Genomic DNA, 12917 nt, shown 5'->3' on the forward strand with positions numbered 1-12917 from the left:
TCGATCATATTAGTGGAGTTAATGAAAATATGGGACTGAAACTAGCTGGTAAACCATGGTTTTGGTTATTCGTTGGCTGTCTGCTGGCTCTCTTGTCGTTGCCGCTGGTCTCGGCTAAGCCGGCTTATGGCTGAGGCTGCAGCAGCGGTGGGTCGTCGAGTTCGACGGCGGAATATTTAGATTTAGACGTTGGCCCGGCAGGCAGTGGCTCAATAGCATTAAACGGGTCTTCCCTGGAAGCTTTTCCGGCCAGTCATCGGTTCTATGGCAGGGAGTTTGTTGATCTCGAGGCAATACCGGCTCCGGGATATTACTTTAACAACTGGAGCGGCGATTTAACCGGTACTGAGAACCCGGTATCAGTTAATGTTACTCATGATTCTCTCATCGTGGCCAACTTTTCCCCGATAGTGCATACCCTCTCTCTTGAGGTAGACGGCAGCGGATCTATCCAGCCTGCGGCTGGAGCTTATCAGTATAATGAGGGTGAAGTTGTCACCATCAAGGCCGTTCCGAATCAGGGCTGGCAGTTTGACGGGTGGAGCGGCGGAGTAACTAACCCCGACTTGACCACGACGACTGTCACTGTGAGTTCGGATAAGACCGTTACCGCCGAATTTACCCCGATAGTGCATAACCTCTCTCTAGGGGTAGACGGCAGCGGATCTACTAAACCGGTGGTGGGAACCCACCGGTACCGTGAGGGTGACGTGGTTACCGTTATAGCCATTACCGGTGAGGGCTGGCGGTTTGACGGGTGGAGCGGTGATGTAACCAACTCCGAATCGGCCGTGACGACGGTCACTGTCAGTTCGAACAAGACCGTTACCGCCAACTTTACCCCGATAGTGCATACCCTCTCTCTGGGGGTAGACGGCATCGGGTCTATCCAGCCTGCGGCTGGAGCTCACGAGTACAATGAGGGCGATGTGGTCACCATCACAGCCACTCCGGGTGAGGGCTGGCAGTTTGACGGGTGGAGCGGTGATGTAGCCGACTCTAAATCGGCCGTGACGACAGTCACCGTGAGTTCGGATGAGACCGTTACCGCCAACTTTACCCCGATAGTGCATACCCTCTCTCTGGGGGTAGACGGTATCGGGTCCGTCCAGCCTGCGGCTGGAACTCACGATTACAATGAGGGCGATGTGGTCACTATCACAGCCACTCCCGGTGAGGGCTGGCAGTTTGACGGGTGGAGCGGTGACGTAGCCGACTCTAAATCAGCCGTGACGATAGTCACCGTGAGCTCGGATAAGACCGTTACCGCCAACTTTTCCCAGGCTGAACCGTCCTGGTGGAGGGCTCTTCATACCATCTATGATAAGGCCATGGCGATGTTCAGATCGCTGGGTGATTGATGTTAAGTAAGCGCAGAACATCAGGTTCATGATTCATAGTTGAGTGTTAAACCGGCTTCGCTTCCCGTTTCCTGTTTTTCAGCTTCAAAAAGCCGAGAGTAATCAGGAATACCCCGCCGCCGACCAGAATTATGGTGGCTCCCGAGGGCAAATCGACGGCGTAGGAAAGCCATAGTCCCCCGAAGGTAAAGCCGATCCCCAGCCCGACAGCCAGCATCATCATTTTCCTCAGATTGCTGGTGAAGCGGCGTGCCATTGCCGCCGGTATCGTCAGCAGGGCGATAATGAGAATGATGCCGACGATTCTAATCAGCAGCACCACGGTTAGGGCAATTAAGCACAGCAGTGTCAGATACAGGCGTTCTACGGGCAGTCCCACCACCCTGCCGAATTCTTCATCGAACGAAAGCGCGGCAAATTCCTTATAGAGCAGGCTGACTACCAGGATTATGACCCCGTCCAGGGCAATCATCAGTAACAGGTCCGAAGCGGGTACTGTTAAGATATTGCCGAACAGGTAGCTGAAGAGGTCCGGGGCATAGCCCGGCGTTAACGCAATGAATATTATGCCCAGCGCCATACCTATCGACCAGAAGATGCCGATGGCGGTGTCTTCTGCCAGTTTGGTGCGGCGTACCAGGGCCCCCATGCCCAGGGCTGAGGCAATCGTAAATACCAGCGCCCCGATGATGGGGTTGATGCCCATGAAGTAGCCGATGCCGATACCGCCGAAGGAAGCGTGCGCAATGCCGCCGCTGATAAAGACCATCCGCTTTACTATGACATAGGTGCCGATAATGCCGCAGGCAATAGCCGCCAGCAATCCGGCCCAAAAGGCATTCTGCATGAATTCATACTGTAATATTTCTATCATCTGTCCCCGTGCTTTTTCAGGACGCGGTGGGGTATGCCGTGCGCTATCATCTGTATCGGGCACTGATAGGTCGCTTCCAAATCGTCGGCGCTGATTTCTTTAGTGCCGTGGTAGAAAAGGCGGCGGTTAAGGCAGGCTATTTTGTCGACGTATATCGAGACGGCGCTGATGTCGTGGGAAACTATCACTATCGTCATCTCTTTCTTCAGCCTGGCCAGCAGCTGGTAAAACCCTTCCTGCATGGCGGTGTCGACGCTGGCCATCGGCTCATCGAGCAGCAGCAGCTTCGGCTCGCCGACCAGGGCCCGTGCCACAAAGACGCGTTGCTGCTGTCCGCCCGACAACCGGCCGATCTGGCGGTCTTGGTACTCCAGCATGTCGACCGATTTGAGTGCTTGCCGGGCAGCATTGATATCCGCGGCACGGTAGTTATGAAACAGCCTTTTAGCGCCCAGTCTTCCCATCAGGACGACATCCCGTACGTTTACCGGAAAATCCCGGTCGAAGAGGCTGTACTGGGGAACATAGCCGATGTGCCCGCGAACATTAACATCGGAGGCAGGCTTTCCCATCACCCGGACCTTGCCCCGGTCGGGGTTGATCAGCCCCAGTACGGTTCGCAGCAGAGTCGTCTTGCCTCCGCCGTTAGGACCGATGATGCCGAGGAAATCGCGGTGATACAGCGACAGGTCAACTGCCTCGAGGACGACGGTACCGTCGTATTTCACCCAGAGGTCTTCGATTTCTAAGACGGCCGGCTGTGCCATGTTATTCACTCCATCGCCTGCACTAGCTCGCCCAGCAAAATGCGCAGGTTCGTTACATAGTCTCTTGCCAGCGGGTCGATCAAGACGACCCTGCCGTCGATGGCATTGGCAATGACTTTGGCGCCGTTCGGATTAAACTGGGGTGAGGCGAAGACCACCTTTACGTCGAATTCCCGGGCCTGTTCGATCAGATGGGCCAGTCCGGCCGGCGTTGGCTCCTTGCCCTCGTCTTCAATCGGCAGCATGGTGAGGTCGTAATCCCGGGCGAAATAGCCGAATGAGGGGTGATAGACCATGAACACCCGGTTTTCTACTCCGGATAAGCCTTCCGCGATATCCTGGTCCAGTTGTATCAGCTCCTGCAGGTAGGCATCGCGGTTTTGCTCATAGTAGTCGCGGTTATCCGGGTCTACTGCTATCAGACCGCTGGCGATATTCTGCACCATGACCTGGGCGTTGCGCGGTGACATCCAGATGTGCGGGTCCATGGCTCCGTGCTCATGCTCCTCATCTTCGTGTTCGGCCGCCGTTTCCTGGAGCTGGATGCCTTGCGAGCAGTCGACCACGAGCATGTCTCGATTTGCGGCGCTAAGCTTGTCCATCCAGCTCAGCTCGAATTCCACTCCTGAGCCCACCTCGGCATACATCCTGGCCCGGGCCAGCTTCTCCATCTGCCCCGGCGTCGGTTCGTAGGTATGAGGACTTGCTCCCGGCGGCACCATAACGGTAACGTCGACCCTCTCCCCGCCGATGCTCTCCACGAATTCAGCCTGGGGCAGTACGGTGACCACTACTCCCAGTTCCGTTGCCGGTTCCGCATGCTCAGCGCAGGAAACAGCCGCTGCCGGCAACGATGCTGTAAACAGCGCTGCCAGGATCAGGGGAAACGCCTTCCGGCGAGTTCCCTGCATCTTACCTTCATTCTGTAATCGATGATGGTTTTCGGTTGTTGGCAAAATAAGACCCCGATTGGCTTTGTTATGGAAACTCTAGGTGCCGGCCGTCTGCTGACAGTCGGGGCAGATGCCGGTGAATTCGAGGAGATGTTCTTCGATCTTGAACCCGGTTCCTTCCGACAGCTTTCGCTCGATGTCGGCCAGGTCGCAGTTGCTGAAGTCGACGACCCTGTTGCACCCGGAGCATACCAGGTGATGGTGATGCTCCAGGGGTCTCCGGACCAGATAGCTGCGGCCGCTGCCTGCGGTATGAACTTCGCAGATCAGCCCCAGATCGGAAAGAATATTGATGGTGCGGTAGATGGTGGTCAGGCCGATATTTTGATGCTCGTCTCTTACGCTTTGGTATATTGCTTCCGGAGTAAGATGGTTGTCGCTCCCCATGATTATCTTTAGCACCGCCCGCCGCTGCGGGGTCAGTTTATATCCGCGCTGCCTCATTATGCTGGAGATTTTTCTTTCCGATAATCTCATGACTATAAATGAAAACTCTTTTCGTTTGTAACTATGGACGTATAGTACCATGGCCTCGGCACTGTGTCAAATAAAGACATCATCGGATCCCTGAAGCTGGGAAGTCGAAAGGGGAAGTTTGAGGGATTAAATAACAGTTTCGATGTATTGCATGGTATGGTTGTTGTCTTCTTTTGGTACTCAGCGGCATTGACATGCTGCTGTGAATATGAGATGCTTATAGTTGCTCCAAGTGGTCGAGCAATTGTGATCCTTCAGAAAAGAAGTAACTGGGTACCGCAGGGTAAACGGAAGTAACTGATCCGGAGGATTGCAGAAGCGAAATCACTTGGGGCGTTTCTTTTTTTCTTTCCCTGCCCCATCATTCTGCCGGGTCTGTTTGCCTAAATCTACTATACCTACGAAGGGTAGGTTCCGGTACTCTTCCTGGTAGTCCAGCCCGTAGCCGACGATAAACTCGTCGGGTATTTGGAAACCCACGTAGTCCAGGTGTATGTTGGCGATCCTGCGTGCCGGTCTGTCGAACAGCGTGCATACCTTGATGCTGTCGGGGCCTTTGGCGTGCAGATGGTTCAACAGGTAGCTCAGCGTCATTCCGGTATCGATGATGTCTTCTATGATCAGGACATGTCTGCCGGTAATATTCAGGTCCAGGTCCCTGGTTATCTTAATGACGTATTCATCCCCGCCGTAGTGCGATATCGCCATGAAGTCTATATCGAGGGGGACTGTTATCTGCCTCATCAGGTCGGCCATGAAACAGAGGAAGCCGCGTTGAATGCCGACCATAACCGGGCGGCTTTCCTTATAGTCTGCTGATATCTGCCTGGCCAGGTCTGCCACTCTCTCCTGGATTTGTGGGGCCGAGTACAGTATGCTGCCGATCCCGCGGGCTCTGGTTTGTGCCAGCGGGCCGTGTCCGTATTTGGCTAGCAGACGGTCGAAGTCTTTCTTGTACAACAGGGTAATGTTGATATCGGGATAGAGCTGCCTCAGGCGCCTTAGCTTGCGGTTCTTCTTCGTTACCAGTCTCTGCCGCATTGTGGTCAGCTCGACATAAAGATCAAGCCTGGGTAGATAGAAGTCCGGGGTGAACATCTCTACCACCGTCTCTTCCTTCCTTGTCAGAGCAAACGACCGGGGTTCGTACACCCAGTCGATGTTGTAGAAATCCAGGATGTCGGCGAACTCCTTCTCGCTGGGATGGGCGAAGTTGACCATGGTGCTTTGCTGCAGGCACACCTTGATATCTTCCGGGCCGCCCTTCGCTTTCTGTCCCTTCTCCGGCCGGTTCAGCGATTCCGTGTACAGAGCTATGCCGCTTAGCCCGGCCATGGTCTGCAGGAACTTGATGTCCTGGTTGCTGAATTCGTACTGTTTTTTAGCATAAACCCTGAGACTGCCCAGGGTGAGCTCCCCCCTTTTTATCGGCACACCTATTACCGACTTAATACCCGCTTCGACGGCCTCGCGGGGATATTGAATGTGCTTGTCCTGGCTGGAGTCGAGGATAACTACCGGTTCCCTGGCGTATACTTCGCCGAGACTGGCGTCGGAGCTGAGCAGGCCCTTGTGCAGATAAGCATGGGGTAAGCCCCAGGTAGCCCGATGGACCAGCCTCTTGTTCTCGGGGTCGAAGGTAAGCACGGATACGCCCGCCTTCATGGCCACGGCAATGCTTCTCACGATTTTTTTGAGTACTTCCCTAGGCAGCAACTCGGTATTTACCGCCGCAACTGCTCTGCAGGCTGCTTTGTAGTAGGCTTTTTCCTTGCTTATCGCCAAGCCGGTTCCCTTTCCCCCCGTTCCCCGGGTATTTCCAGGAATTCCATTCCTTTCCCCCGAATCTTATTGACCTTATTATACAATAGAAATGCCGGAATGAAAGCAGTCTGATTACGTAAAATTGCCGGGGTGTCGGCAAGATGGGGTAAGTTGAATACGCGCCTAGAGGGATTCGAACCCACGACCCTTGGTTCCGAAGACCAATGCTCTATCCACTGAGCTATAGGCGCTTGAAGCTAAATTGTAGTCGATTCCCGGGGTTATGTCTACTTTTGGTTATTCTTTTCCGGCAAATCTTCCTGATGGTCATTATACTTTCCGGTAAAGGCCCGGTCAAAGCGAGAGGCAGCCGTCTCTTGAAGAGCTCGATAAGCAAGTTCGAAAACCAGGCGAGGCTCACTAGAAGCGTAAATTACAGCCGGGCATTTTGGAGCCGGATAATCTATGAAGTCACAACTTGACGGAATGCGGGGTCACAAAACGATGAAAAGTTCAATTCACCGGGTGCAATGCTTTGAGTAGGTGTCACCTTGCACTTAATACCTGCAATCGTGTACGAAGTCGATCTGCTTTGCGTCGGTAAGATAGTCGAACCTCTCAGGATGGCATGTGAGAATAAAGAGCTGTAGCTGGCCAAATTGCCGTTGACCTTCCTGATATGCTGGTTTACCCTTCGCCGCAGACTTCAAGATGTCAAGCATACCGCGGTGTTTGATAGGATCGGAATGAGCCAAGATGTCGTCAAGTATTGCTACTTCGGCTTCATCCTTGGCTAAGATGCCGCCAAGCGCCAATCGGACTAATAGCGATAATTGCTCCTCAGTACCAAAAGACTCCTCTGAGAATGGGATTGCTACCTCATTATCTCCTGTTTCGACGGAGACAAGTCCTGTGGGAAAGTAAGACTGTTCAAATGCGACATCCCTGTAATCATCAATCCCAAGACCTCGAATCCAGCCCAGTACTCGCTCTCTTATTGGATCAGTTTTACTTACTACCTGAGAGTCACGTGCATGGTCGAAAAGTTGACGGAGATGTTTGTGAGCTTCGGCCTCCAGAGTTGCCTCCTCTAGCCTAGCTGTAACCTCTTCGAGAGCTCGCTCAGCCTCCGCAATTTCGGCATGGAGTCCCTCGGTAGCTTTTAGTTCACCCCGATATCCTTCGAAAGTTCGCTGGGCAGTCACTAGTCGCTTTTGCCTGTTTTCAAGAGCACTTGTTGCTGCTTGCAGTCTCTCGTCAACAGTTATTTCTGCTTCAGTGAGAGTTGTATCAGATACCTCTTTCTCTGCTTCTATCTTCCGCTCTTTTGCTTTCTCAAGCGCCTCTTTTATGGAGACTGAGTCACCCATATTCTTGAGTTGATCTCGTAGGTTTTCAACGGTAGCTTGTGCTCTAGTCACCGCTTCTTTGGCACTCATATACTTTTCAATCTGTTTCTGTGAAGTTTGCCTGGCCTCAGCAGCGAACGTCTCAGCTTTTTTGCGGGTAGTAGCTAATTCCTTGACTTTTTGCTGATAAGCCTCTTCGAATTTACTGAACTCCGCTTCGTCAGGTGCCCACTCCTTCAGATAAGGTCTTCTCTTTAGAACAATGCCTATTTCCGACTTCTTTTTATTGCGTTCAGAAACTAAGTCCGTAACACCTTCCGGGGACAAATCACTCAACTTTACTCTACTTTCCTCGAGGCGTTCTTCAAGATGGTTACGGGTCAGACTTCTTTGAGAAAGACGATTAAGCACTTCCTCTGCATTTGGATCTTCACCCCATGCTGTAGTGGTGTCCCGGAACTGTGTTTCAAGTGAGGAACATCGGCGAGCTGCCTCATCAAGATTGAAATCCCGCACGCGCCTACCTGCTTCGATTTTACCGAACTGTGGTATCTCTAGAACAGCACGCTGCTGGATAGAAATGGACTTAGGTACCCCTCCCGAAAGGCTAACTTCTTCCGTATCTCCAGAGTCGCATGATATTGGCACAGTTTGGTCATTCGTGCTAGTCAGAACTATGTCCAAACCATCGGCTTCTAGTTGTGTCTTGAGTCTGAGGATCTCAGTTGACAACGCTCTGAGTTTATCGAGCTCATCCTTAGATGGCGCAGGCGTTTTTACTATTCTGTCCTTGAGTTCAGTTATTTCGTGCTCAACTGCTGACGTCTTTTCAATTGTTTTGTCCAACCAGGCTATCCTATTAGTTGCATTCACTAGTTTCCGTCTGTCTTGCAGTTCAGCATTCTGTTGGCTGTGTGTATCCTCAAGGTCACGCGCTTCATTTGCCTTTGACTCGGCTTCGAGCTGAGACGTTTTTGCACTTTCGCATTTCTCTTTGGCGCTTTCAACAGAAGCATTGTATGCAATAAGCTGATTTTCTGCCTCTACCAACTGACTTTGTAGCTTTTTAAAGTCAATACATTCTTTCTCACATGTATTGAACGCTACTTTTGAGATTTCCAGTTTTCCAATCGCTTTCTCGTGTGCCTGGCGGCGTTCTTGAGACTGTTTTTGTTCTGCCTTAAGGTTTACAACTTCTTCCTCCGACTCCGCCACTTGCTTCTCATAGGTTGGGATTTCTGTTTCGATCTCTTCAAGACGTAGGGTAGTCTCTTCTACTTGCGCCAGTTTTTTCCCAGCTTCTAGTAGCGACGCTTCCTGCTGTTCATTGTCCCGACGCAGTGCTGCCAATGGCGAGGTGCTTTTCTCTGCCATCTTCTCGGTAAACCAAATGGAGCAACGTTTGTCTAATGCTTTCTTAAAGTCTATATCCTCTGATGTTACCAATGTTCCCAAGATACTTTCGAGTCGTTTCTCCAGTGTTTCATCTAATTCTCTCTCTTTGGGGGGTGTGGTTACACCTTGTTCCAGCCATAGAAGATGATTCAAACCTTGCTCTGATGAGTAGGAGCCCAGTAGTTCCCTTACACGACGACTAGCCTCTTTAGGATCACTAATCTCTGTTACCCAGCGTCCATTCGCCCATCGCTCGAGCAAAGCTGTACCTTGCTTACCTTTAGAAAATACTTTTAAGATCCTATAATGGGCACCACCCGTTTCAAATTCCACCACTATTCTCGGAGTCTTCTTTGTTCCCCGAGGGATCGCATTTTGGATTTCTCTATTTCCTGAATCGTGGTCAAAGTCATATAGGCAACTACGCACAGCCTTAAATAGGCTGGATTTGCCGCTGCGATTTGGTCCGTGTAGTATGATGATACCGTCAGGTAGGTTAACCAGCTTTGCTTGGTCTATACAACGCCAGTTCTCTACCTCAATTGCACGTAGAATCATTGTTACTCCTCTTTTTTAGCTATTTGGTAGAGAAGCATTATTGCTCGCTCGGCAACGGATTGCCTTGAGAGAATCTCTTCTGGCTGAACCGTGGCGGTAGTTTTGGCTTCAGTAATGAGATCTTCGAGAACACCACGTAGGACTCCTCTTCCGGCAACTTCCCGTATCTCCTCTTCTTCTGGCATTAGATGAAGCCTACTCATGTCAATCTCATGATGAAGATACCGTTCTTCCAATACATCCTTAAGTTCATCTAGTCGCAGCATTGCTTTAGCGTTTAGAACACCTTCAAGACGAAGTCTAATTAGTGAGCGCTCTGGAGTCGGGCGGGTTGCGATTTCAGAAATCAGTTGCCCTACTTCTTTCTCCGAGAGGATCGTGTAGACTTCACTCTTCCACTTCAAGTGTCCAACATTCAAGCGCTCAATTTGAGGTTCTACACGTGGTCCATCTATGGTAACAAGAAGCACCTCACCCGGTCCTTCGTCAAAGAAAACTTCCCTATTCGCGCCAGAGGCATAAGGAACCCAACCGGTGTACGGGTTATCAACGCCACGGAAACACATCGGCTCATGTACACCTGGATAGGTGGTACGACACGTACCATCACTATCATTATAGAAACCCATCTTGTGCCAATGACCCAGTGCAAGGTAGTCCAACCCTTTATTTTCAGCAGCGTTTCTATCTATGAGATGGTCGTCATCAGGCAAGTTCTCTCTGTCACGTATACTACCATGAGCGACACCGATACGTATCACGTTATCGTCTTCAGATGTAGACCGAGGTGGTATCCACAGAGTGGGGTCTTCCAATGAAGTCTTACGAAAGACCGGGCAAGGGAATAGCATCACGCCAGCTTTGACCTCAAGCGGTTGTCGGCTAGATAATACTCTGACTCGTTCTTTCTGTTCTTGGCACCAAGGTTCTCTTTCCCAAACTGATCCGGGTATTGCGGGGTCATGGTTTCCTGGGAGTATGAATACTGGCACAGTCGAACTCTCAAGAATATAGAATGTCCTTCGCGATGTGGTTGAGTCAATGCTGATATCATCGAAGAGGTCACCTGCGATTATGATAAAATCAACTGCGTGGCCTTTTGCCTCCACCAGAATTCTCTCCAGTGCTTGTATACGTGCACCTCGTATCTTATCCGCACAATTCTTCTTAAAACGTGTCAAACGGAGCCCCAAGTGCAAGTCAGCAGTATGAATGAAGCTAATCTTCATAAAATTGTATCCCTCGTTGTTCGAGCGTAACTAAAAAGAATTTGCACATAAAGGACGTCTTTCTGTAAGTAGCAAATTCTAAAGAATTCCCTAAGATGTCACATGTGCAGTCCTACTCCGTCAGTATGGTTTTTGGCTGTAGTAAGCGGTATGATAAAGCTTTTAGTGACGTAAGTCAATACGGTATTCCACATTAAGACCCACTTTCCCTACCAGATCTAGTAATCGAATACTAGATACCATTGCTTATGGACACTTCCAAGAGTTGACAAGAACTATCTGAACAACTAAAGTGTCAACTACCACAATTGTAGTATGAGGTATCGAAATGCACTGCATCTCAGAGATAACCGCTCATAATTTCCGGTCTTGTATCCACGCCACATTCCCTTTGTCAGAATTTACTCCCTTAGTGGGTTACAACAATGGAGGTAAATCGAACATTCTCACCTCAATTCGCTGGTTACTTAGGCCATATTCTCTAAGTGCTATAGACTTCAATGATCCCCAATCACCTGTAATTGTCGCTAGTACCATTACTGGTATCACGCCTGAGCTACTAGACAAGCTTGCAGAGACGCACAGAAATCGTGTCCGGAATTTTTGCACAGATGGTACATTAGGAATCAGGCGCACACAAGCTTCACCCGGCCAACCTGTTAATAGCATTGTTCTTGAAGTACGCAATCCATCTATTAGCGATGAGGACTCAGAAAACGCTTGGTCTAGAAATCCGACAGGTATTGATGCCGCGATCAAAGTCCTTTTCCCCGAACCGATTGAAATCGGTGCCATGGAAGATGCAACTGAAGACATAGGAAAGTCAAAATCAGGAACTACTATAGGAAAGCTTATCGCAGAGATCATGGAGCCTATTGAACAACAGCATGGTACTGAGATTCGCCAAACGCTGGATGGAATACGACAGCGACTTGAGGCCGAGGGCGCCGAAAGAGCACCCGAACTCAACCAGTTCGATAGAGGAGCAAATGACAAACTGCAAGATATTTTCCCTGGGATAGCAGTTCGTTTGCATGTGCCTACGCCCGAATTTAAGGCTCTATTCAAAGACGGGACGATCAGAGTATTCGAAGAAGGTGAGACCGTAGGAAGAGATATTAACCAGGTAGGGCATGGTGCCCAACGCTCAATCCAAATGGCCCTAGTACGATATCTTGCCGAGATGAAGGTACGTGGCGATGCCCAAGATGCTGCTAGAACGCTCTTACTTATTGACGAGCCAGAATTATATCTTCACCCACAGGCAATCGAACAAGTTCGGCTTGCTTTAAAGACATTGGCGAGGCAAGGTTATCAAGTAATTTTTGCCACCCATTCGCCACAAATGATAGAAAAAGAGGACATAGGGAATACGCTTATTGTATGCAAAACAATCGAACAGGGTACACATACTCGGAAACGGCTTACAGATGCGATTACTGAAATCGTAAACGACGCCCCGAGTCAGGCACGAATATTGTTTGAGTTAAGCAATTCTAGCAAAATACTATTTTCAGATCGTGTGCTGATAGCAGAGGGACCCACGGAAGAAAAATTGCTGCCTGATATTTTCCATCGTATCAAGGGATATGCGCTGAGTACTAGAAAAATCGCCCTTGTCAGCCTTGGCGGATCCGGAAATACCGCAAAGGGACTGCGCATTCTCGATGCTATAGGTATTCCCGCTAAGGCCTTAGTGGATTTGGATTATGCATTTCGAACCGCCACGAAGGCAGAATTCTTAAGTAACGACGACGCAGACATAGCTGGGTGTTGTAGAGTCTGCTCAGAAGTATCCGCCCAATGTGGGTTTGCATTAGCCGAGGACGGCTTCCCTAAAAGAAGTGAAAGCATGTCTGCTAGCGATGCATTCGCTCTGCTGGCTACATTAGATGAGGCGCGAGTATATATTTCCAACCTCCACGATAAACTTAAAGAACAGAGCATTTGGTTGTGGAAGAAGGGGACTATTGAAGATCACCTAGGTATAGATAAAAAGGGGGAGAGTGCTTGGGCTGACTGTGCGCAGAATATTCAACAGAATGGATGCGAGCAGACTATTGCCGATTACCATGGAATTGTAGACCTTCTAAACTGGGTAGATTCGGACTAGAACGCCTAGTAATTATATGGCAGTGTATCATTAATTAAGAGAGATGATTAAATAGCAGTGATAATGAAGAGGTTTAA

General features: G+C 50.1%; 9 protein-coding genes and 1 tRNA gene. 2 read left to right on the forward strand and 8 right to left on the reverse strand.

Translation table 11 applies throughout. The annotated features are described in order from the left end of the window. Positions 1 to 233: 233 nt before the first annotated feature. A complete protein-coding gene (locus PHI12_02915) occupies positions 234 to 1361 on the forward strand; it encodes an InlB B-repeat-containing protein (GenBank protein MDD5509753.1) in 1128 nt (375 codons plus the stop codon). Positions 1362 to 1407: 46 nt separating this feature from the next. Here PHI12_02915 and PHI12_02920 read toward each other — a convergent pair whose 3' ends face one another. The 8 genes from PHI12_02920 to PHI12_02955 form a co-directional block, all read right to left on the reverse strand. After that, complete coding sequence (locus PHI12_02920) at positions 1408 to 2235, reverse strand: metal ABC transporter permease (GenBank protein MDD5509754.1); 828 nt, start codon at positions 2233 to 2235, stop codon at positions 1408 to 1410. After that, positions 2232 to 3002: an ABC transporter ATP-binding protein gene (locus tag PHI12_02925; protein ID MDD5509755.1), complete on the reverse strand. Its 771-nt coding sequence runs from the start codon at positions 3000 to 3002 to the stop codon at positions 2232 to 2234. Before PHI12_02925 ends, PHI12_02920 begins: the two co-directional genes overlap by 4 nt. Positions 3003 to 3007: 5 nt before the next feature. After that, positions 3008 to 3958 (reverse strand): zinc ABC transporter substrate-binding protein, encoded by a 951-nt coding sequence (locus PHI12_02930; protein ID MDD5509756.1) that lies wholly within the window; start codon positions 3956 to 3958, stop codon positions 3008 to 3010. A gap of 33 nt (positions 3959 to 3991) precedes the next feature. Then, positions 3992 to 4432: a Fur family transcriptional regulator gene (locus tag PHI12_02935; protein ID MDD5509757.1), complete on the reverse strand. Its 441-nt coding sequence runs from the start codon at positions 4430 to 4432 to the stop codon at positions 3992 to 3994. A 324-nt stretch (positions 4433 to 4756) separates the two neighbouring features. Then, entirely contained in the window at positions 4757 to 6217 is a 1461-nt protein-coding gene (gene hpt / locus PHI12_02940) for a hypoxanthine phosphoribosyltransferase (GenBank protein MDD5509758.1), read from the reverse strand. Between the two features lie 157 nt (positions 6218 to 6374). Continuing rightward, positions 6375 to 6447, reverse strand: a tRNA-Arg gene (locus PHI12_02945). Positions 6448 to 6753: 306 nt separating this feature from the next. Beyond that, on the reverse strand, positions 6754 to 9498 hold the full coding sequence (locus PHI12_02950; GenBank protein ID MDD5509759.1) for an AAA family ATPase: 2745 nt from the start codon (positions 9496 to 9498) through the stop codon (positions 6754 to 6756). A 2-nt stretch (positions 9499 to 9500) separates the two neighbouring features. Beyond that, positions 9501 to 10727, reverse strand: a complete 1227-nt coding sequence (locus tag PHI12_02955; GenBank protein MDD5509760.1) for a DNA repair exonuclease — start codon at positions 10725 to 10727, stop codon at positions 9501 to 9503. 328 nt (positions 10728 to 11055) lie between these two features. On the opposite strand from PHI12_02955, the gene PHI12_02960 reads away from it, so the two are divergent. Beyond that, on the forward strand, positions 11056 to 12840 hold the full coding sequence (locus PHI12_02960; protein ID MDD5509761.1) for an AAA family ATPase: 1785 nt from the start codon (positions 11056 to 11058) through the stop codon (positions 12838 to 12840). Positions 12841 to 12917: the final 77 nt, after the last annotated feature.

Source organism: Dehalococcoidales bacterium (assembly GCA_028716225.1).
Lineage (GTDB): Bacteria > Chloroflexota > Dehalococcoidia > Dehalococcoidales > UBA5760 > UBA5760.